Source organism: Sphingobium psychrophilum (assembly GCF_012927105.1).
In the GTDB taxonomy this organism is placed as follows: domain Bacteria; phylum Pseudomonadota; class Alphaproteobacteria; order Sphingomonadales; family Sphingomonadaceae; genus Sphingobium; species Sphingobium psychrophilum.
Genome location: NZ_JABBFV010000014.1, coordinates 62,428 through 83,475, shown reverse-complemented (window position 1 = coordinate 83,475; position 21,048 = coordinate 62,428). Strand labels below are relative to the sequence as shown.

At 64.9% G+C, this 21,048-nt stretch carries 21 protein-coding genes and 1 pseudogene; 13 read left to right on the top strand and 9 right to left on the bottom strand.

Features of this window, described 5'->3' with window-relative positions; translation table 11 throughout:
* Nucleotides 1–98 precede the first annotated feature (98 nt).
* Nucleotides 99–1,040: a prolyl aminopeptidase gene (gene pip, locus HHL08_RS17470; protein ID WP_169574341.1), complete on the bottom strand. Its 942-nt coding sequence runs from the start codon at nucleotides 1,038–1,040 to the stop codon at nucleotides 99–101.
* A gap of 56 nt (nucleotides 1,041–1,096) precedes the next feature.
* Here pip and HHL08_RS17465 point away from each other — a divergent pair.
* The 3 genes and pseudogenes from HHL08_RS17465 to HHL08_RS17455 all read left to right on the top strand — a co-directional run bounded on the left by HHL08_RS17465 (nucleotide 1,097) and on the right by HHL08_RS17455 (nucleotide 5,255).
* Nucleotides 1,097–1,803 (top strand): annotated as a pseudogene (locus tag HHL08_RS17465) (2OG-Fe(II) oxygenase).
* 180 nt (nucleotides 1,804–1,983) lie between these two features.
* The gene (locus HHL08_RS25360) at nucleotides 1,984–4,749 is read left to right on the top strand and encodes a TonB-dependent receptor (protein ID WP_206377947.1); all 2,766 of its coding nucleotides are present in this window, start codon (nucleotides 1,984–1,986) and stop codon (nucleotides 4,747–4,749) included.
* 74 nt (nucleotides 4,750–4,823) lie between these two features.
* Nucleotides 4,824–5,255: a response regulator gene (locus HHL08_RS17455; RefSeq protein ID WP_328804673.1), complete on the top strand. Its 432-nt coding sequence runs from the start codon at nucleotides 4,824–4,826 to the stop codon at nucleotides 5,253–5,255.
* Between the two features lie 103 nt (nucleotides 5,256–5,358).
* Here the strand turns inward: HHL08_RS17455 and HHL08_RS17450 are convergent, their stop codons facing one another.
* From HHL08_RS17450 to dnaN, 3 genes are all read right to left on the bottom strand, one after another.
* Entirely contained in the window at nucleotides 5,359–5,559 is a 201-nt protein-coding gene (locus HHL08_RS17450) for a hypothetical protein (RefSeq protein WP_169574339.1), read from the bottom strand.
* A 102-nt stretch (nucleotides 5,560–5,661) separates the two neighbouring features.
* Nucleotides 5,662–8,229, bottom strand: coding sequence for an EAL domain-containing protein (locus HHL08_RS17445; RefSeq protein ID WP_408021785.1), 2,568 nt, complete (start codon nucleotides 8,227–8,229; stop codon nucleotides 5,662–5,664).
* A 143-nt stretch (nucleotides 8,230–8,372) separates the two neighbouring features.
* Nucleotides 8,373–9,485 (bottom strand): DNA polymerase III subunit beta, encoded by a 1,113-nt coding sequence (gene dnaN, locus HHL08_RS17440; RefSeq protein WP_169574337.1) that lies wholly within the window; start codon nucleotides 9,483–9,485, stop codon nucleotides 8,373–8,375.
* 172 nt (nucleotides 9,486–9,657) lie between these two features.
* Here dnaN and HHL08_RS17435 point away from each other — a divergent pair, with 172 nt between their 5' ends.
* From HHL08_RS17435 to HHL08_RS17425, 3 genes are all read left to right on the top strand, one after another.
* Nucleotides 9,658–10,158, top strand: coding sequence for a hypothetical protein (locus tag HHL08_RS17435; protein WP_169574372.1), 501 nt, complete (start codon nucleotides 9,658–9,660; stop codon nucleotides 10,156–10,158).
* Nucleotides 10,159–10,203: 45 nt separating this feature from the next.
* Nucleotides 10,204–11,478 (top strand): 23S rRNA (adenine(2503)-C(2))-methyltransferase RlmN, encoded by a 1,275-nt coding sequence (rlmN, locus tag HHL08_RS17430; protein WP_169574336.1) that lies wholly within the window; start codon nucleotides 10,204–10,206, stop codon nucleotides 11,476–11,478.
* Nucleotides 11,479–11,560: 82 nt separating this feature from the next.
* Nucleotides 11,561–11,983 carry a hypothetical protein gene (locus tag HHL08_RS17425; RefSeq protein ID WP_169574335.1) on the top strand — a complete coding sequence of 141 codons (423 nt, stop codon included), beginning with the start codon at nucleotides 11,561–11,563 and terminating at the stop codon, nucleotides 11,981–11,983.
* Between the two features lie 55 nt (nucleotides 11,984–12,038).
* Here HHL08_RS17425 and HHL08_RS17420 read toward each other — a convergent pair whose 3' ends face one another.
* Nucleotides 12,039–12,548, bottom strand: coding sequence for a porin family protein (locus HHL08_RS17420; RefSeq protein ID WP_169574334.1), 510 nt, complete (start codon nucleotides 12,546–12,548; stop codon nucleotides 12,039–12,041).
* Between the two features lie 363 nt (nucleotides 12,549–12,911).
* On the opposite strand from HHL08_RS17420, the gene HHL08_RS17415 reads away from it, so the two are divergent.
* The 7 genes from HHL08_RS17415 (at nucleotide 12,912) to HHL08_RS17385 (ending at nucleotide 17,748) form a co-directional block, all read left to right on the top strand.
* Complete coding sequence (locus tag HHL08_RS17415) at nucleotides 12,912–13,631, top strand: cytochrome b/b6 domain-containing protein (RefSeq protein WP_169574333.1); 720 nt, start codon at nucleotides 12,912–12,914, stop codon at nucleotides 13,629–13,631.
* Nucleotides 13,628–14,374, top strand: a complete 747-nt coding sequence (locus tag HHL08_RS17410) for a molybdopterin-binding protein (RefSeq protein ID WP_169574332.1) — start codon at nucleotides 13,628–13,630, stop codon at nucleotides 14,372–14,374. Before HHL08_RS17415 ends, HHL08_RS17410 begins: the two co-directional genes overlap by 4 nt.
* A gap of 31 nt (nucleotides 14,375–14,405) precedes the next feature.
* On the top strand, nucleotides 14,406–15,647 hold the full coding sequence (locus HHL08_RS17405; protein ID WP_169574331.1) for an SAM-dependent methyltransferase: 1,242 nt from the start codon (nucleotides 14,406–14,408) through the stop codon (nucleotides 15,645–15,647).
* A gap of 111 nt (nucleotides 15,648–15,758) precedes the next feature.
* Complete coding sequence (locus tag HHL08_RS17400) at nucleotides 15,759–16,070, top strand: hypothetical protein (protein WP_169574330.1); 312 nt, start codon at nucleotides 15,759–15,761, stop codon at nucleotides 16,068–16,070.
* 72 nt (nucleotides 16,071–16,142) lie between these two features.
* Nucleotides 16,143–16,565 (top strand): DUF350 domain-containing protein, encoded by a 423-nt coding sequence (locus HHL08_RS17395; RefSeq protein ID WP_169574329.1) that lies wholly within the window; start codon nucleotides 16,143–16,145, stop codon nucleotides 16,563–16,565.
* 4 nt (nucleotides 16,566–16,569) lie between these two features.
* On the top strand, nucleotides 16,570–17,403 hold the full coding sequence (locus tag HHL08_RS17390; RefSeq protein ID WP_169574328.1) for a S1 family peptidase: 834 nt from the start codon (nucleotides 16,570–16,572) through the stop codon (nucleotides 17,401–17,403).
* Nucleotides 17,404–17,457: 54 nt separating this feature from the next.
* Nucleotides 17,458–17,748: a DUF3297 family protein gene (locus tag HHL08_RS17385; RefSeq protein WP_169574327.1), complete on the top strand. Its 291-nt coding sequence runs from the start codon at nucleotides 17,458–17,460 to the stop codon at nucleotides 17,746–17,748.
* 37 nt (nucleotides 17,749–17,785) lie between these two features.
* On the opposite strand, the gene HHL08_RS17380 is transcribed toward HHL08_RS17385, so the two are convergent.
* The 4 genes from HHL08_RS17380 to HHL08_RS17365 form a co-directional block, all read right to left on the bottom strand.
* Complete coding sequence (locus HHL08_RS17380; protein WP_169574326.1) at nucleotides 17,786–18,541, bottom strand: CHAP domain-containing protein; 756 nt, start codon at nucleotides 18,539–18,541, stop codon at nucleotides 17,786–17,788.
* A gap of 147 nt (nucleotides 18,542–18,688) precedes the next feature.
* Nucleotides 18,689–19,219, bottom strand: a complete 531-nt coding sequence (locus HHL08_RS17375) for a CHAP domain-containing protein (RefSeq protein ID WP_169574325.1) — start codon at nucleotides 19,217–19,219, stop codon at nucleotides 18,689–18,691.
* 108 nt (nucleotides 19,220–19,327) lie between these two features.
* On the bottom strand, nucleotides 19,328–20,398 hold the full coding sequence (recF, locus tag HHL08_RS17370) for a DNA replication/repair protein RecF (RefSeq protein WP_169574324.1): 1,071 nt from the start codon (nucleotides 20,396–20,398) through the stop codon (nucleotides 19,328–19,330).
* Between the two features lie 76 nt (nucleotides 20,399–20,474).
* On the bottom strand, nucleotides 20,475–20,972 hold the full coding sequence (locus HHL08_RS17365; RefSeq protein WP_169574323.1) for a hypothetical protein: 498 nt from the start codon (nucleotides 20,970–20,972) through the stop codon (nucleotides 20,475–20,477).
* Nucleotides 20,973–21,048 lie beyond the last annotated feature (76 nt).

Below are 21,048 nucleotides of genomic sequence, written 5' to 3'. Positions count from 1 at the left end.
AGGATGCAGCGCGGCGTCTGATGCTTCGATACGGGTCTTCGACTTCGCTCAGCCCCTACTCAGCACGAACGGCATGGGTTCAGTCAAAGGTGCTCGCCCTAAACCGCAAACCCATCGGTCGCGCGGATCAGCGCGTCCAATATCCCCGGTTCATTATAGGCGTGCCCCGCGCCCTCGATCATCTCGAAGCGCGCCTGCGGCCAGGCGCGGTGCAGCGCCCAGGCGGTTTCCGCCGGGCAGGCCATGTCGTAGCGGCCCTGCACGATGACGCCGGGAATGTCCGCGAGCTTACCGGCGTCGCGGATCAACTGCCCATCCTCCAGCCAGCCGCCATGAACGAAATAATGATTTTCGATCCGGGCGAAGGCCAGCGCGAAATCGTCCGCATCATGGGTCGCCGATAGCGCCGGATCAGGCAGCAGACGGATAGTCTCCCCCTCCCACACGCTCCACGCCCGCGCCGCCGCGACCTGCGCCGCGCGATCCGTGCCGGTCAGCAGGCGACGATAGGCCGCCACCAGATCGCCGCGCTCAGCCTGTGGGATCGGCGCGACGAACCGCCCCCATTTATCGGGATAGATGCGGCTTGCCCCTTCCTGATAATACCAGTCGATCTCGCTCTGCCGGATCGTGAATATGCCGCGCAGCACCAGTTCGGTGACCCGCTCGACATGCGCCTGCGCATAGGCCAGCGCCAGCGTCGATCCCCAGCTACCGCCGAACACCAGCCATCGCTCCACGCCCATCATCGCGCGCAGCCGCTCGATATCGGCGACCAGATCCCAGGTCGTGTTGGCATTGAGGTCCGCATGGGGCGTAGACTGGCCGCAACCGCGCTGGTCGAACAGCAGCACATCGTATCGCGCCGGGTCGAACAGGCGGCGATGATCGGGCGATATGCCGCCGCCCGGCCCGCCATGCAGGAACACCGCCGGCTTCGCGCCCGGCGTACCTGCCCGTTCCCAATAGACGTGATGGCCCTCGCCGACGTCGAGATGGCCGGAGGCGTAGGGGGCGATCGGGGGATAAAGGGTGCGCATGCCGCCATCCTAGAAAGCGGCGGCGGCGAAGGAAAGCTTTGAACGCAAGGCGCGGGATGACCCCTGAAGGCGATCCGTCCATTCTGCACCCATGGACCTCACCGATCTCGACCGCCATGGCGCAGCGCGCCTGCCCGCCTTGCTTTCCCTCGACCAATGCGCCGCGATCGTCGCGCTGTGGGACGATCCCAGCGCTTTTCGCAAGGAAGTGGTGATGGCGCGCCATGGCTATGGTCGCGGGCGCTATCGCTATTGCGCCTATCCGCTGCCCGATCCGATCGCCGTGCTGCGGGAAAGCCTCTATCCCGCACTGGCGGCTCAGGCCAATCGCTGGGCGACAATGCTGGGGACGGGCGACATCTATCCGGCGCGCCATGCCGATTTCCTGGCCCGCTGCGCGCTGGCCGGGCAGGACAAGCCGACCCCGCTGCTACTGCGCTATGAGGCAGGCGACTGGAACGCGCTGCACCAGGATGTCTATGGTCCGCACATCTTCCCGTTGCAGGTCGCGATCCTGCTGTCGCAACCTGAGCGCGACTTTACCGGCGGCGCCTTTATCTTGACCGAGCAGCGACCGCGGATGCAGTCGCGGCCTGAAGTCGTGCCGCTGGGCCAAGGCGACGCGGTCATCTTCCCGGTGCGCGACCGGCCGGTGACGGGCGCACGCGGCGGCCCGCATCGGGTGCAGATGCGGCACGGCGTCAGCCGCTTGCTGTCGGGGGTGCGCTATACGCTGGGCATCATCTTCCACGACGCTGCCTGAATTTCAGCCTCAGCGCCCGTTCAGGCGACCGGATTACATCTTGCGACAAATATCGCTGGTTGTTGCCAATATCTTGCGACAAGCGGCTGCTAGGCCAGTGATCAGGGCCAGTGATCAGGTTCCGGTTTGTCTGTGGGGGTTTTCGTGCGTTTTTCCGCTTGCCTATTCTGTGTCGCGCTCATGACCGGCGTCGCGCCCGGCGCCCTGATGGCGCAGGAGGAGAAGAAGGCCGCACCCCCCGTCGAAATGGACGAAGGCGAAGAAATCGTCGTCACCGGCCAGCCGCAGCGCGGATCGGTGATCGGCGACGTCCAGCCCGAACAGCAATTGTCCGCCGCCGACGTGCGCGCGCTGGGCGTCACCTCCATATCCGAACTGATCAGCGAATTGTCACCACAGACCAACGGGTCGCCGGTCATCCTGCTGAACGGCAAGCGCATATCCAGCTTTTCCGAAATTCAGGATATTCCGTCCGAAGCGGTGCAGCGGGTCGACATATTGCCCGAACAGGTCGCCCTCTCCTACGGCTATGCGCCGACGCAAAAGGTGGTGAACATCGTCCTGCGCCAGCGCTTCCGCGCCGAAACGGCCGAGGGGCGCGTCGCCACCACGACCCAGGGCGGGCGGGAAAATGGCAAGGTGGAAGCCGGGCTGCTGCGCATCCAGGGCGACAATCGCTTCACCCTGAACCTGCAATATAGCCGCGCCGCCGCCCTGCTGGAAAGCGAGCGAGGCATCACCGCCACCGCACCGGGTCGCCCCTATGCGCTGGCGGGCAATATCGTCGGCACGGGGACCAATGGCGAGATCGATCCGGCGCTGTCCGCGCTGGCGGGGCAGAGCGTCACCGTCGCGAGCGTGCCGGGTAGCGCGGCGGCGGGCGCGCCGACGCTCGGCGATTTTGTCGCAGGCGCGAACGCCACCAGCGTCAGCGACCTGACCCGCTATCGCACACTCAGCCCGGAGACGGAGAATTTTTCCGCCAACGCCACCCTCGCCCGCGCGCTGGGCGGCGTGTCCGCGACGCTCAACGGACGGCTGGAACTGTCCGACAGTGATTCGCTCCAGGGCCTGTCGCAGGGCGCGTTCGATCTGGCGGCAGGCAGCCCCTTTTCGCCCTTCGGTAACGACGTCACCCTCTATCGCTATCTGGCGCAGGGCGGCGCATTGCAGCAGCAGACCAAGGGCACAACCGGCCATGTCGGGCTGACCTTGAGCGGGCGGCTGGGCGGCAGTTGGCAATGGTCGTTCACCGGCAATGGCGACCTGTCGATCACCCGCACCCGTACCGATCGCGGCGTAGATACCGGCGCGATCCAGACGGCGCTGGATGCCGGCGACGCGACCGTCAATCCCTATGGCAGCTTCGCGCCCGACCTGCTGTCCACCCGACTGACCGACCGGGCGCGTGCCGAAAGCCGCGCCGTACAGGGCGACCTTCTGGTCAGCGGCACGCTGTTCGACCTGCCCGCGGGTGACGTGATGACATCAATCCGCCTTGGCGCATCGACCAATGATTTTTCCAGCCGGTCGGTGCGATCGGGCGTCGAAAGCCGCTCGGATTATGACCGGCAGATCGGCAGCGGCCAGATCAGCGTCGACCTGCCGCTGACCAGCCGGTCGCGGGACGTGTTGGGCGCGGTGGGCGACATCGGCGTCAATTTCAACGCCGCGGCGCAACGCTATTCCGACTTCGGCACGCTCTCGACGCTGGGCTATGGCCTGCGCTGGGAGCCGGTCAAGGCGGTGCAGCTGTTGCTCTCCGCCAATCAGGATCGCGCCGCGCCCGCCGGCACGCAGATCACCGATCCGCAGATCGTGACGCCCAACGTGTCGGTGTTCGACTATGCGACCGGGCAGACCGTGTTCGTGTCGCAACTGTCGGGCGGCAACGCGACTCTGCGCGAAAGCGTGCGCGACCAGTTCCGCCTGAGCGCCCGGATCAAGCCGTTCGAAAAGCGCAACCTGACGCTGACCGCGACCTATCTCAACAGCCGCACCAGCAACCCGATCGCCGCCTTCCCCACGCCCACTCCCGCGCTGGAGGCCGCCTATCCGCAGCGCTTCATCCGCGACAGCGACGGCAACCTGCTCCAGATCGACGCGCGGCCGATCAACTTCCTGGCGTCGCAGAGCGAGCAGCTGCGCTGGGGCTTCGACCTGTCGATCCCGATCAAGTCGCATGTGCAAAAGCTGGTGGAGGCGTGGCGCGCATCGGGCGGCAAGCCAGAGGACCGGCCGCCCGAATTGCAGGCGCTGTTCGGCAATCGCGGCCCACGCGCCCCCGGACAGGAAGGCGGAGGCGATCGTCCGCGTGGTGAGGGCAATAATGCCGGTCCCGGCGGCGGCGGCGGCCGGCCGGGCGGTGGCGGCCCCGGCGGCGGTTTTGGCGGGGGTCGTGGCGGCGGTCAGGGCGGCGGGCGTATGACGTTCAGCCTCTATCACACCTGGCATCTGACCGAGAGCATCGCCATCGCGCCGGGCGTGCCGCAACTAGACCTGCTGAACGGCGACGCCACCGGATCGTCGGGCGGCCAGCCCCGGCACGAGATCGAGGCGCGGGTCGGCTATATGAACAATGGCATCGGCGCGCGGCTGGGCGTCGACTGGGAAAGCGGCACCCATGTCGACGGCGCGTTAACCGGAACAGCGGGCGGCAGTTCGCGGCTGAATTTCGGCAGCCTCGCCACCGCGAACCTGCGCCTCTTCGCCAATCTGGGGCAGGTGCAGGGGCTGGAGCGCAAGATCCCCTTCCTGCGTGGCGCGCGGGTTTCGTTCAACATCGACAATATCTTCAACCAGCGCCGGGAGGTCACCGACGCGACCGGGGCGACGCCGCTGCGCTACCAGCCGGGCTATATCGACCCGCTGGGCCGGACCGTGTCGATCAGCTTCCGCAAACTTTTCTTCCCCAATTTCGCGGCGGGCAATCGGCCGCGTAGTTAAATCAGCATTAGGGACATTAAAGTCTTTCGTTCCCCGGCCGTTATGATGGCGTGTAACGGTTCGGGGAGACGATAGTGACAAAGCCCGTCAGGATAGTGGTGGTCGACGATTCGCTCACCATCCGCGCAATGATCGAAACGCTGCTGGAGCGCGACCGGAGGATCGAGGTGGTCGGCATCGCCCGCAATGGCGAGGAGGCGATCGACATGATCCGGCTGGAAAAGCCCGATGTCGTGACGCTGGACATCGCCATGCCGGGCAAGGATGGCCTGGCGATATTGGACGAGATCATGGACATGGAGCCATGCCCGGTCATCATGCTGTCCAGCCTGATGCGCGACGGCGCGCCGATCGTCGCCGAAGCGATGGACCGGGGCGCGGCCGCCTGTTTCAACAAGGCGATGATTGTGCGCGAAGCAACCCGCTTCATCGGCCTGATCCGTAGCCTGGGCCGCGGGATGATCGTGGCGGAGCCGGGCATGGAACCGGTGGCGATCGCCGCCTGATCGCGCACTTCGAGATTGTGAAAACCACAAAGGGGAGGCGCAACATCTGCGCCTACCCTTTGTGGTTTCATCATGCCGGACAGGCCGGCCTGCCAAGGGTGGATTAGCGCGTCGCAGGCTTGGAACTTGCCAATGCCATGGCATTGGCGGACCCGCTCGCCGGCTTGACCGGCGCGTCCTTGCCCGAAATGACATAAGCGCTCAGGGCGGCGACGCCCAGCACCATCGCCATGCCCAGCACCGCGAAATTGCCGACGCCACGACGGCGTGCAGGCTTCTTCTTGTCCTCATCCCAATTGCGCATTGGCCCATCCTTATGCTGACATTGCGTCGAACATAATCGCCGAATAGGTGCGGCGTTCCCGCGCGGCACTGTGACATTTCATTGCCAGAACCGCTATGCGCCTCACCCCGCCATTGACTTGGGCGCATTGCGCAGGGTGCTGATGTCGACCGATCCGGCGAATTCCACGCCCATCCGGTCGTCCTTGGCCCAACGCGCAGTCGCGTTGACGAACTGGTTTTCGGCCAGCTCAATCGCGAACAACGTGCCTTGCGGCACATTCCACAACCCCTCGATCAGCGCGCCGGTGGCGGATATGTTGCGGACGCGGCCGGTGTAGACATGGCCGTCATGATGGATCGCGATGGTGCGCAGCATCGTCTTGCGTTCGGGCCGGCTGGACTGGAAGCCATTGGCGCTGACCGCGGTGCCCATGCTACGCTGGCCCGCCAGCACATCGGCGGCGGGCATGGGTCGGCCGTAGATATAGCCCTGGATATGACTGCACCCAAGCTGGCGGATCAGGGCCAGTTCGTCCTGCGTTTCCGCGCCTTCGGCCGTGGTGTCCATGCCCAGCGCTTCGGCCAGGCTCACGATCGCCTTGATGATCGCGCTGTTGCGGCTGCCCTTGGTCGCGGCACCGCGCACGAAGCTCTGGTCGATCTTGATCTTGTCGAACGGCGCCTTCTTCAGATAGCCGAGCGAGCTGTAGCCTGTACCGAAATCGTCCAGCGCCAACCGGACGCCGATCGCCTTCAACCGCGTGAACATCGCATCGGTGCCATCGTCATCGTTCAGGAAAACGCTTTCGGTGATCTCCAGCTCCAGCCGTTCGGGTGCCAGTTGCGCGCCGGCGAGCGCGTTCATCACCGTGGACGGGAAACCCGGATTGGCGAACTGGCTGGGCGAGACGTTGACGGCGACGCGGATGCCGTCCTGCCATTCGGCCGCATCGCGGCAAGCGGTGTGCATCACCCATTCGCCGATCTGGCCGATCAGCCCGCTATCTTCCGCGATCGGGATGAACAGCGCCGGGGAAATCGGCCCGCGCACCGGATGGTTCCAGCGCAGCAGCGCTTCGTAACCGGTAATCTGCTCGGTTTTGGACGACACTACCGGCTGATAGACCAGATGCAGGCCGTCGGCGGCGAGCGCCCGGCGCAGATCCTCCTCCAGCGCGCGGCGATCCTCCGCATCGGCATGCATGTCCGACGAATAGAAGCGATGGACGCCGCGGCCATTGCCCTTCGCGGCGTAGAGGGCAAGGTCGGCATTGCGGATCAGCGCATCGGCGGTGACGCCGTCCTGCGGGCAGCAGCTGATGCCGATCGACACGCCAATGACGACCGCCGTCCCCTCGATCATATAGGGTTGCGAGATCGACGCGATGATCGCCTGCGCCAACTGAGCCAGCGCGGCCTGATCGTGGCGACCGGGCAGCAATATCTTGAACTCGTCGCCGCCCTGGCGCCCGACCAGCCCCTTGTCGCCGACCACGCGCTGCAACCGCTGGCTGACCTGCCGCAACAGTGTGTCGCCGGCCGGATGGCCCAGCGTGTCGTTGACGATCTTGAACCGGTCGAGGTCCAGCATCATCAGCGCACATTCGCCCTGTTTGCCCCGGCGGTCGGCAACCGCCTGCTCCAGCGAACTGAGCATCTGGATGCGGTTGGCGAGGCCCGTCAGCGAATCGAACTGGGCCAGGCGCGTCACTTCCGCCTGGCTGCGGCGCATTTCGGTCAGGTCGGTGCCTGACCCTCGGAAACCGTGAAACTGGCCATATTCATTGAATACCGGCTGGCCGGAAATCGACCACCACCGTTCTTCCTTGGCCAGCGCGGCGCATACGGCGATGTCGGAAAAGCCGGTGCGGGCGGACAAATGAAAGCCCAGCGTGCGCTCGCCATCGCCCTGCTTCTTGTCGCCGGGGCGGACGATTTCCGTGATCGGCCGTCCGATCAATCCGTCGCCGGGCGCATCCAGCGTCTTGGCCAGCGTATCGGAAATATAGGTCAGGCAGCCCAGCCGATCGGTTTCCCAGAACCAGCCGCGCCCGCTGCGTTCATGTTCCTGCAGCAACCGGTCGGATCGCTGCGCGCGCAGATCCTGGCTATGCCGGTCGATCGCCTGGTCGCGGTCGGCTGTCGCTTGGCGCAGCGTCGCGATGAGCATGACGATAACGCAACTGCACAGCAGGCCGATCTGGACGACACCGGCCTTTTCCGCGACCGACACCAGCAATGCACCCAGGAAATAGCTGATCCCTAACAGTCGCCGGTCGCCGAAAATGCACACCGCCAGCAGCGCCACCGCCAATTCAGGCACCGCCGCCAGGAACAGCGCATCGGTCGCCGCCTTGGCGTCCTGCCCCAGCCACAGGCTGAACGTCAGACCCGACAGGAACACCAGCGGCAGCATCATCCAGTTCTGGATATGCGGCATCCGGCTCTGGAACCAGGACTGGCGCGGCGCAAGCATCAGCGCGCCATCGATGAGCAACATCGCGACCATGAGGCCGATCTGCACGATGTCGTGGGAATAGAAGGGCAATTGCAGCAGCGCGACGACGCAGATCTTGGCGAGCAAGATCAGCGGCCACAGCCGCGCAATGTGGATGAACGCGCCCGAAATCCACGAGGCCGACACTTCGGTCCCACTTTCGGACAGGCCGAGCGCAACCATCAGCGTCATCGGGCGGGACGGATTTTCGGCAAGGGATGCGCGCAACAAGGACATGCGCCCGTTGGTAACGCAAACTCCTTGCCAGAGAATTACTTCCGGCCTGCCATGACGATCCATAATGGTGCAGGCCTAAACCTGCACCAGGAGGAAGGTCAGACCCGCATCGGCATCAGCACATAAAGTGCCGGACTGGCGTCATTTTCACGGATCAGCGTGGGCGCGGCCGCATCGGCCAAATGCAGTTCGACCAGATCGCTGTCGATCTGTCCCAATATGTCGAGCAGATAGCGCGCGTTGAAGCCGATATCGAAGCCCTCGCCCTGGAAAGCGCCGGGTACTTCTTCGGCCGCCGTGCCGTTTTCGGGGCTGGTGACGGAAAGGGTGATCTTGTCCTTCTCCAGGCTCATCTTGACCGCACGGGTCTTTTCGGTGGCGATGGTGGCGACGCGATCGACGCCCTGTTCGAAGCCGCGCGGATCGATCTTGAGCAGTTTGTCGTTCGCGGTGGGAATGACGCGGCTATAATCGGGGAAGGTGCCGTCGATCAGCTTGCTGGTCAGGATCGCGCTGCCCAGGCCGAAGCGGATCTTGCTGGCCGATAGGTTGATCTGCACCGACCCGTCCACCTCGTCGAGCAGCTTGCGCAGTTCGCCGATGCACTTACGCGGGATGATGATGCCGGGCATCCCCTCTGCGCCGTCAGGGCGGGTCACGGTGACGCGGGCCAGGCGATGGCCGTCGGTCGCCGCGGCCTTCAACACCGGCTGGTCGTCGTCAGTGACGTGGAAATAGATGCCGTTCAGATAATAGCGCGTCTCTTCGGTCGAAATGGCAAAGCGCGTCTTGTCGATGATCTGCTTCAATGTTTCGGCCGGCAGTTCGAAGCGGGTCGGCAGGTCGCCTTCCGCGATCACCGGGAAATCGTCGCGCGGCAGGGTGGACAGGTTGAAGCGAGCGCGGCCAGCCTGGATCAGCATCTTGCCCTCGGCCGCCTGGAGCGACACCTGGCTGCCTTCGGGCAGTTTGCGCGCGATGTCGAACAGGGTGTGGGCCGAAATGGTGGTCGCCCCAGCCTGCTCCACCTGCGCCGACACGCTTTCGACGATCTGGAGGTCGAGATCGGTCGCCATCAGCTTGATCGCGCCGTCGGCCGACGCTTCGATCAGCACGTTCGAGAGAATGGGAATGGTATTGCGCCGCTCGACCACCGACTGGACGTGGCTCAGGCTCTTGAGGAGCGTCGCGCGTTCGATAGTGGCCTTCATGTCCCTGTTCTGTCCGTTTCTTTTTAAGCCGATAGCCGGGGATTCGGTCGAATCCCGGCGACAATGATGGATGCTTCTTCATAACCGCTGTGACGGCTTGGGCAAGCGTCGCGTCGCGCTTTCGTAACGGGGCGGGGTTGCAAAAGGGGACGGCATGGGCTTTGCCCGTATCATGCGCCGCTTCCCCGCCCTGCTGATCCTGTCGCTGCTCGCAGGCTCGCCCGCCATGGCCCGCGATTCGCTCGGCATTTTCGAAGGTTGGGGCGCTTTCCGCGATCCCGGCGTGGGGCGAAATGGACCGCGCTGCTACGCCATTGCCCAGCCTGTCGCGCGACGGGGCCAGACGTTCAGGGGCTTTGCGTCGGTCGGCACCTGGCCGCGCCAGCGGGTGCGCGGGCAGCTCCATCTGCGCCTCAGCCGCGCCCGCGCACCGCGCGCGCCGGTCACGCTCACCGTGGGCGAGCGCCGCTTCACGCTGGTCGCGGGGCAAATCGACGCCTGGGCGCCCGACCAGCGCGGCGACGCGCAGATCGTCGCGGCTATGCGATCGGCGAGCAGCATGAGCGTGGCGGGCGTGGGCGCGGACGGGCGTGGCTTTGCCGACAGCTATGCGCTGCGCGGCGCCGCGACGGCGATCGACGCGGCGGCGCTGGGATGCGCGAAACTGCGTTAGGCGGCTGCGCTTCCAAAATCGGCAAAAATCGTCTAAGGGCGCGCCATGCAATCAGCCGCCAGCCCCCTCATGCCGATTCCCGGCCTTATCGACCCTGTGCCCGTGCCGCGCGCGGTGACCCCGCGGGAGGATGGCCGCACCGACCTGATGGGCCTGTCGCGCCCACAGATAAAAGCCGTGCTGGAAGAAGCCGGGCTGGACGTGAAGGCCGCCAAGCTGCGCTCCAAGCAGCTGTTCCACTGGCTCTATCATCGCGGCACCACCGATTTCGATGTCATGACCGACCTCGCCAAGCCGATGCGCGGCTGGATGGCCGACCGCTTCGTCGTCGGCCGGCCGCAGGTGGTCGAAGCGCAGGTATCGACCGATGGCACGCGCAAATGGCTGCTTCGGTCGGACGACGGCCAGGATTATGAGATGGTCTTCATCCCCGATGCGGACCGCGGCACGCTGTGCGTATCCAGCCAGGTCGGCTGCACCCTCAATTGCAGCTTTTGCCACACCGGCACGATGCGGCTCGTGCGCAACCTGACGCCAGGCGAGATCGTGGGGCAGGTCATGCTTGCGCGCGATGCGCTGGGTGAGTGGCCCAAGGGCAATATGGCTGCCTCAAACGACGGCGCGAACGACGTCGATGAGGATGACGACGCCCCGCAATATACGCCCGACGGGCGGATGCTGACCAACATCGTGATGATGGGCATGGGCGAACCGCTCTATAATTTCGACCATGTCCGCGATGCGCTCAAGCTCGTCATGGACGGCGATGGCCTGGCCCTGTCGAAGCGGCGCATCACCCTATCGACATCGGGCGTGGTGCCGATGATGGCGCGCGCGGCCGAAGAGATCGGCGTGAACCTCGCCGTCTCGCTCCATGGCGTGACCAAGGAAGTACGCGACGAACTGGTGCCGCTCAACCGCAAATATGGCATCGAGGAACTGCTCCAGGCCTGCGCCGACTATCCAAAGGCGAACAATGCCCGGCGCATCACCTTCGAATATGTGATGATCCGCGACAAGAATGACAGCGATGACGATGCGCGCGAACTGGTCCGCCTTATCCGCAAATATAAGCTGCCGGCCAAGGTCAATCTGATCCCGTTCAACCCCTGGCCCGGCACCGATTATGAATGTTCGACGCCGGAGCGGATTCGCGCGTTCAGCAGCATCGTGTTCGAAGGCGGCATCAGCGCGCCGGTGCGCACCCCGCGCGGTCGCGACATCATGGCGGCGTGCGGCCAGCTCAAGTCGGCAAGCGAGAAGAAGAGCAAGGCGGAGATGAAGCGCCTCTCTGAAGAGAAGCAAGCCGCGCTCGGATGATCGCGGGACAATAGGCTGCGCCACGGTGCAGGACGAGAAGCCCCGCCAGCGATGGTGGGGCTTTTCTTTTTGGGGGAAGACGATGACAGATGACGAGATCGACGCGCTGGCGCAGGGCTTTTGCGCCTGCACGCTGCCCAAGCAGCGCTGGACCCATGGGGCGCATTTCGCGACTGCCCTGTGGCTGATTCGAACGCGCCCGGATGTGCGGCCTGAACGGGACATGCCCGACATGATCCGCCGCTATAACGAGAGTGTCGGCGGGGTGAACAGCGACAGCAGCGGCTATCACGAAACGATCACCCAGGCCTCGCTGCACATGGCGCGCCGCCTGCTGGCCGGGCTGCCGGACGATGTGACGCCGGCGACCGCCTATGCGGCGCTGATGGCGTCGCCGCTGGGGGACAAGGACTGGCTCTTCACTTACTGGTCGCGCAACGTGCTGATGGCGTCGCCCGCGCGACTGGCATGGGTGGAGCCGGATCTGACGCCCTTGCCCGCATAGAAAAAGGGCGGCCCTTTGCAGGACCGCCCTCTTGCTCGTATCTAATCGCGAAGGATCAGAAACGGAAGCCGATGCCGACCACCGCGGCGTCGCGGCCGCCGATGTTCTGCTCATATTCGGTGCGCTGATATTCAGCCGAGATATAGGTGTTCGGGGTCGCCGCGAACTCCAGGCCGCCACCGTAGCGCACGCCTTCCAGGCCAACGCCGTCGCCGTCGATTTCGAAGCGGGTCGAGGTGTAGCCGACCTTGCCGAAGGCGAGGACGCGCGGAGTCACGACGTAACCGGCGCGCAGCGAAGCGGTGATGTCACGGCTGACATCGAGGTCAGCATCGTTCACCGTGGTGTCGCCCAGGCTGACTTCGACGCCGCCGACGATGTTGGGCGCGAGCGCCAGATCGTAGCCGGCGTTGACGCCGTACGAGAAGCCTTCTTCGCCGCCGATCTTGTCATAACCCAGCGTCACGCCCGCGCGCGGCCCGGTGAAGGGCGCTGCGTCCTGAGCGAAAGCAGGAGCGGAAACAACGGTGGCAGCAGCAAGGGCTGCGAAAATCACAGTCTTCATAAAGTCCTCATTTATTATCTAGTCGCCGTGATTGAGACATTCATCCGGCGTTCAGGTTCGATGCAAAGCAATCATGAACTTATTCTCACGACAACTCCTGCGACTCTTCTCTCCATTATCGGGAGATCAAGAACATGATCTGCATCAGGATCACGTAGCCGCCATCTAGGATCGCAAGATTGAGTTGCAAAGGGGGTCGGACTTTATTTCAATTGATTTCAGGGCTTGTGTTGCAAAAGTGTGACAACGCGCGCGCCGGGCCGGTGGGGCGCGCGCCACAGGCCCCATCGCGACAGCCTGTAACCAAAGCGAGCCATGGACCGGATATTGGACTATCGCGCCAGATGAGATAGGATCATCGTTATGGACAGCCCGACCCCCATGGTAGCTGGCGACGTCAAACGCCACCGCCTGTCCACACGGATTTGGCATTGGGCCAATGCGCTGCTGCTCTACACATTGTTCACAAGCGGCCTTGGCATCTTCAACGCCCATCCCCGCCTCTATTGGGGGCAATATGGCGCGAACCTGGACCGTGCCTGGCTAACGCTGGAGCGCTTTCCCGGCTGGATCACCCTGCCCGGCCATTACAGCCTGGCCCTGTCGCGCCACTGGCATCTGGCCGCCGCGCCGCTCTTCGCCTTCGCCCTGCTCGCTTACATGCTCTGGAGCCTCGCCAACCGGCACATCGCCCGCGACCTCGCCTTTCGTCGCGGCGAACTGGCCCCGCGCCATGTCTGGCAGGATATCAGGAACCATGCCCGGCTGCGCTTCCCCACGGGCCAGGCGGCGCTGCGCTATAATGTGCTTCAAAAGGCGAGCTATATCGGCGTCATCTTCGTCGTGCTGCCGGTCATCATCCTGACCGGCCTCACCATGTCGCCGGGCATGAATGCGGCATGGCCCTGGCTGGTCGACCTGTTCGGCGGACGGCAGTCGGCCCGCTCGATCCATTTCATCGCCGCCTTCGCGCTCGTCGCCTTCTTTCTCGTCCATATCCTCATGGTCGTCCTTGCCGGGCCAATGAACGAAATCCGGTCGATGATTACCGGCCGCTACCGGTTGCCGGAGGATCGGCCATGATCCTGACCCGCCGCCATCTGCTGCTGGGTGCGACCGCGACGCTGGCGGGGTGCGACCGGCTGGCCCGCAACGAAAGTTTTCGCGAGACGCTGTTTTCCGCCGAAAATTTCCACAAATGGGCGCAGCGCGGCCTGATGGCGCCCGACGCACTGGCGCGCGAGTTTCGGCCTGACCAGATTTCTCCCATTTTCCGCGCCAATGGCACCGCCAATCCCAATACGCCCGCCTATAAGGCGTTGTGGCGCAATGGCTTTGCCGACTGGCGGCTACGGGTCACCGGCCTGGTATCGCGCGACCTGTCGCTGTCGTTGTCGCAATTGCGGACGCTGCCCCATCGCGAGCAGATCACCCGCCATGATTGCGTCGAAGGCTGGAGCGCGATCGGCAAATGGCGCGGGGTCCGGCTGAAGACCATCCTCGACGGCGCAGGGCTGCGCAGCGGCGCGCGCTACATCGTCTTCCGCTGCGCCGACGATATGGGCGGCGGGCGGCCCTATTATGAAAGCATCGACCTGGCCGACGCCTTCCATCCCCAGACCATATTGGCGTTCGCCCTTAACGACCGGCCGCTGTCGGTGGCCAATGGCGCGCCGCTGCGGCTGCGGGTGGAACGGCAGCTCGGCTATAAGCAGGCCAAATATCTGATGGGGATCGAGGCGGTCGACAGCCTGGCCGCGATCGGCAAGGGCAAGGGTGGTTTTTGGGAGGACCATGCCGATTATGATTGGTATGCCGGCATTTGACGTCTGCGTAACGACATGGCAAGGTAGCGGAATGAAACTGTTTGAATTGGTTCTCAAGCGGTTGGTTACACGCGGTCGGCTGACCGTTCACTACGCCAACGGCAAAAAAGTCACTGTGGGTCTGCCCGACCCTGCCTTCCCCGACCTCGCGCTGCGCTTCAAGGACGGCCGGGTTCCGCTCGACATCGTCAAGGATCCGCGGCTGGGCATGGCCGAAGCCTGGATCGACGGGCGGGTAACGATCGAGGGCGGCGGCATCATGGAATTTCTGTCCATGATCCGCGCCAACAATCGATGGGAACAGGGCAAGTCGATCGAAACCAAGAACCTGCTCAAGCGCAGCGTCGGCACCGTGCGGCAAAAGCTGTGGCGCGCCAATCACAAGGCGCGGTCCAAGGCCAATGTCGCCCATCATTACGACCTGTCAGGCGCGCTCTACGCCCTCTTCCTCGACCGCGACCGCCAATATAGCTGCGCCTATTATCCCGATGCCGACAACGAGGCCGGGATCAGCCTGGAGCAGGCGCAGGAGGACAAGAAGGCCCATATCGCCGCCAAGCTGCATCTGAAACCGGGCATGAAGGTGCTGGACATAGGCTGCGGCTGGGGCGGCATGGCGCTGTACCTGCACCGCACCTGCGGCGTCGACGTCACGGGCATCACCCTGTCGGAAGAACAGCTCAAAGTCGCGCGCCAGCGGGCCGCCGATGCGGGTGTCGCCGACCATGTCCGGTTCGAACTGATCGATTATCGCGACATGACGGGGCCGTTCGACCGGATCGTGTCGGTGGGCATGTTCGAACATGTCGGCACCGCCCATTTCCGCACCTTCTTCGACACCTGCCGCAACCTGCTTACCCCCGATGGCGTGATGCTGGTCCACACCATCGGCCGCATGGGCGGACCGGGCGTCACCGACGCCTTCACCCAGAAATATATCTTCCCCGGCGGCTACATCCCGGCCCTGTCGGAAATGATCGCGGGCAGCGAAGGCACGCGACTGATGGTGACCGACGTAGAAGTGCTGCGCATCCATTACGGCCTGACTCTGCGCGAATGGTACAGGCGGACCATGGCGCATAAGACGGATATCGTCGCCCTCTATGACGAGCGTTTCTTCCGCCTGTGGACCTTCTACCTAGCCGGGGCGGCTACCGTGTTCGAACATGGCGGCATGGTCAATTTCCAGGTGCAATATAGCCGCGACCGCCGTGCGCTGCCGATTACCCGCGACTATATGCACGAGGCGGAGGCGGCGCTGCGGGGGCGTTGACAAGCCTGAACGATCGCTGACATCTCCATTCGCGGACGGTTCAGTCGGCGCGATGCATTCTCTTCCCCACGCTCCCTCCCGTGACGGGCGGGATCTGTGAGGAGAGAAAAGATGAATCTGTTCTGGAAGGGCGCGGCCGCGTTGAGCCTCGCCATCACCGGCCTTGGCGCAGCAGCGGCCCCGGCCCAGGCGCAATATTATGGCGGTTCCGGCTGGCGCGGCGACCGCGATGGCCGCTGGGACAATCGCCGTTATGACAACAGGCGCTGGGACAATCGCCGCCATTGGCGCGACGACCGGCGCGATTGGCGTGGCCATCGCGGCCATTATCGCGCCGCCTATCGCCACCGCGCCCGTTGCGGGACGCAATGGCGCTACGACCATTATCGCGACCGCGACGTGCGCGTGCGTATCTGCCGCTAAGGCAGGCGGCTATATTTTGCCCGCAACCCGCCCTGATTGAACCTTGGGGCGGGTTGCTGCATTGGGGACGGCATGACCGATCCCATGCCCGTAATTCAAAGCCTGTTGTCGGGCCTTCCCATCCTGCTGCTGCATCTGGGCAGCGCCACGCTGGTCTGGCTGGCGGCGCTGGGCCTTTATATGTGGATCACCCCGCATGACGAATTCGCGCTGATCCGCGGCGGCAATGAAGCCGCCGCGATCTCGCTGGGCGGCGCCGCGATCGGCCTGGCGATGCCCTTGGGCTTCTGCCTTGCCGGATCGGTCAATGTCTGGGACATCGTCATCTGGGGCAGCGTGACGTTGGTGCTGCAACTCGTCGCCTTCCGCCTGGTCGATTTCCTGCTCGGCACCCTATCGGCGCGGATCGAGGCGAATGAACGGTCGGCGGCGATTTTCCTGGCGATGATGAAGGCCGCCGTCGCCTGCCTGACCGCCGCCGCGGTCGCGGGCTGAGGCTATGGCTAAAAGCGGCTGCGGCTGCCTGCCTTTCGCGTTGGGCGGCCTGTTGCTGATCGCCTGGTTCGGGCAGGACGTGGCCGTACCGCCGCTGAAGGTCGAGCAATATGATCCCCGATCGCCGCGTCGGCCGATGCCCGACTGGAGCGACGAGCAGTTTGTAATTGAAGACAATCCCAACGGTCCCGCCGATTCGATGGGCACCGCCTTTGCCGTCGACCGCGACGGTGCCTGGCTGACGGCCCAGCACGTCACCCATGGCTGCGCCCGCGTCGGGCTGGAGGATGGCCGCTATGCCCGGCCGGTGTTGCGCGTGATCGAAAGCCGGGAGGCGGACGCGGCGTTGGTGCCCGACAGCCTGCCCAGCGACGCCGCCCTGCCGCTCTCGCGCCGCATACCGCAACCGGGCACGCCAGGCTATCATATGGGCTTTCCCGCTGGCGAACCGACCCTCGTCATGTCCGAACTGATCGGCGAGGCGAGCGCCCGGCGTGGCCGCAGCGACCTGACCCAGCCGATTCTCGCCTGGGCCGAAAAGGGCCGTATTCCTAGCGGAGACGGCACCTTGTCGGGGATCAGCGGCGGGCCAGTCTTTGCCGAGGATGGCCATGTCGTGGGCGTCAACAGCGCCTCGACCGATCGGCGCGGCCGCATCCTGACCACTGCGCCCGACGCGGTCGCCCGGCTGACGGCGGCAAGCCGCGCGGTGGACGATCGCCCGGTCGCCTATCCCTTCGCCGGCCTTGCCGACGCCGAAAGTCGCTTCACCGCCTGGCTGGACGCGGGCGTCATTCGCCGCATCTTCTGCGACGTCGATGAAAAGCGCGGCGGTTGACGGCCATACATGCCAGACGCTAGGCGAGGCGCAACTTTTCCAGGGAATATGACCATGAGCGACACGCCCCCCGATCATCTGTCCACCAACCCCAAAAGCCCCCATTTCGATATGGAGGTGCTCCAGCGCGGCATCGGCATCCGGTTCAAGGGCCGTGAACGCAAGGATGTGGAGGAATATTCGATTTCCGAGGGCTGGATTCGCGTCGCCGCCGGCAAGAGCCGCGACCGCCACGGCAATCCGCTGACGATCAAGCTGACCGGCGAAGTCGAGGCCTGGTTCGAAAACCCGACCCCAGATGCCGAAGACAAGGGTAACGAAGACAAAACGACCGAGGCCGAATAAGCAAAAAGGGGCGCCGATGAGGGCGCCCCTTTTTGTATCAGTTCATCACCGTCTCGCGCCGCACATCGGCGATGATCGCGCTCAGCGTCCGTTGCGATGGCGCGGCATCGACATATTCGACGACGAAGGGATCGGCCTCCAGCCTTGGCACAGCCCTGCGCCCCTTGGGCACGGGCCTGGCTTGTGCCACCTGGATCGCGCGCGGGTTGGCCATCACCGGCGTCACGCGCCGCTCCCGCAACATCCGCGGCAGCCCCCGTTCGTCCCACATGTCCGAATCGACCTTGGCGAAACGGACGCTCGCACCCAGCATCGGGTCGGGGGTGAAATCGTGCAGCTTCGCCTTGGCCGGATAGATGAAGCCATAGGTCGGGTTGGTCCGCGCGCCCATCTGGCCCGTCGGGCTATGCCACACGCGCACCTGGCTCCAGTCGCCATCTGCCGACACGTCGATCGCCAGCACATCCTCCTCGATCGCGCCGGGGACGGACCAGTTGGCGTGACGGATCAGCACGCGCCGGTCGTCCAACACCTTGCTGATGACCGCGACATGGCCCAACAGCATCGGGCCATTGGGCCGAAAAGCCAGCACCGCACCCTTTTTGGGCTTGGTCCCGCGCTTATACTGACCACCCGCCTGATCCCACCAGGTCAGCGCATCGCCCTTGATCGCCACGCCCGATACGATCCGGGCATAGGGCACACATTGCAGCATCGCCGACGCCCACGAAGGCGCAGCGGTTAGACCGGACAACAGCAGCCATGCCGCAGTCCAGCGTATCGCTCGAAACATCTATGCGATCCCGAAAACAAGAATCGCCCCACCAAGGATGACCCTAGGCCGCCATGGTTTGAGAAGAGGTTAAGCCCGCATCAGGGATGTAGAGGTCTGAAAAAAAGATCGATCCGCGACAGGAGCGGGATCGATCGGGCACCGCGATCAGAAGGCGGCGCGCACCGCAGCGCCACCGGTCGTGTCGGCCGAGGCGATCTGGACGGGCTGGTCGACGCCCTTGGACGGCTGGGCATAGATGAAGCCGCGCGCCGGGTTGGAACGCAGGCCCAGGTCGCGGATCGGGCCGTACCACACCTTGACGTCGGTCCAGTCGTTATTGGCCGACACGTCGATAGCGCGCACATCGCGCTCGATGCCGCCGCGATAGGACCAGTTGGCATGGGTCAGCAGCACTTCTCGACCGCTCACCACCTTGCTGACCATGGCGACATGGCCGACCGGCATAGACCGGCTGGCGGCGAAAGCCAGAACCGCACCGACGCGGGGTTCATGACCGCGGTCGTAACGACCCTCGGCCTGGCCCCACCAGGTATTTGCGTTGCCGTGAATGTCGATGCCGGAAGCCTGCCGGGCGAAGGGTGCGCACTGGAGCGTGCCGGCGATTGCGGGAACAGCGAACAGGGTCGAGAGCGCAAGAATAGAGGCCGCGAAAAACGCGCGAAAACCAACGACCATGTGATTGCGACCCCGACTTATTTTGTAGGCTTGAACCCCGATGTCGGTGTTAGGGCAGACGCCGGACGGATGGACAAGCGCGGGGCGACGAATCGTTTCGTCGGTGCGTTATGTTGCGGAACGAAACACCTGGCCGGCCGTTACGGTCAGTCGGGTTGCATCCTCCAGATCGTTGAAAAGACTGGATTCCGTGCCCGTCATCCACACCTGCCCCCCAGTTTCCCGCAATCGTTGGAATAATGCGCTGCGGCGGGACGGGTCGAGATGCGCCGCAACCTCATCCAGCAGCAGCACGGGTGGCTGGCCGCGTGTCGTGGCTACCAGCGCGGCATGGGCGAGCAGCATCGAGAGCAGCAGCGCTTTTTGCTCGCCAGTCGAACAGAGCGCGGCAGGCTGGCCCTTCGCGATATGGATGACGGACAGGTCGTGGCGATGCGGCCCGGACAGCGTCCGCCCCGCCGCCGCATCGCGCCGCCGCTCGCGCGCCAGCCGATCCGCCAGCGCGTCGTCGCCAGCCTCTCCGCCCTCGATTGCGATCCGCGGCCGGGCGAAGGGCTCGTCGGGCTGATCCGCCAGCATGGCGTTCAGTCGCGCCACCAGATCGGCCCGCGCGCCAGCCAGCGCCGCGCCATGCTCCCCCATCTGCGCCTCCAGCGCCGACAGCCAGGCCGGATCGGCCCGGCGCAGGTCGGCCAGCAGCCGGTTGCGCGCGCGCATCGCCGCGTCATAGCGCGCGCTGTGCATCGCATGGGCCGGATGCAGCGCCAGCGTCAGCCGGTCGAGGAAGCGCCGCCGCCCGCCGGGACTGTCGAGGAACAACCGATCCATCGCCGGGGTAAGCCAGACGATCGCCAGATGATCGGCCAGCGCATTGGCGGAAGAGGCCACGCCGCCGATCCGCACCTGCCGCCGCTCGGGACTGCCCGCCGTGACGCCCGTGCCCAGCACCACGCCGTCCACCTCCGCCGCGACACCGAAACCGCCGCCCCCCTCCTGCCGCGCCATCGCGGACAGCGGCGCGCCACGCAGCCCGCGGCCGGGTGCCAGCATCGACACCGCTTCCAATATATTGGTCTTCCCCGCGCCATTGTCGCCGGTCAGCAGGATGAAATTATGATGGGGCAGGATCAGCGCATCCGCGTGATTGCGGAAATCGCTCAAGGTAAGGCGGCCGATCATCGCGTGGCTGTAGCGGGGAGAAGGCGGAGGGGAAAGGGGCGCGTTGGGGTGACCTATCGCAGCGTCGCCCGACAACTCAACACCGCTTGCGCGTCACCGCCGTCCCGTCATTGACGATGGTCAGCGCCTTGCCGTCCGGCGACGTGCGCAGCGCCAGGGTGCGGGTCCAACTCTGCCCTTCGCCGGTAAAGGCCGCGTCGACCGCGGCGCGGCCGTCCTCGCTTTGCGTTACGCTCTGCACCGTCCCGACGCTTTCGTGGAACAGCAGCCGGTCGGGGGTGACGGTCAATTCCAGATCGGCGCTGCGGTCGCCGCACCGATCCTGCACGCCGGTCCAGTTGCCTTGCATGGCGACGGGGATCAGGCCGGCGGGGGCCGCTTTGGGCGGGGGCGTATCGATCGTCGGCGTGGGTTCGACCGGCGTAATCGCGTTGGCGGCGGGCGGCGCTTCCTGCACATTGGGCAGCGTCTGGTCCAATATGTTGGCGACGACACCGGGCTGGTCGGCGCTGTTGTCCGACGACTGGTTGCAGCCGGCGATCAGCAGCAGGAGGGCAAGGGATGATCTATGCATATTTCAGGAACCGGCCAGCGCGCCGCCGGTTCCCGCACATGACTCGACCCCGTCGCCCATGATAGCGTCGGATCAC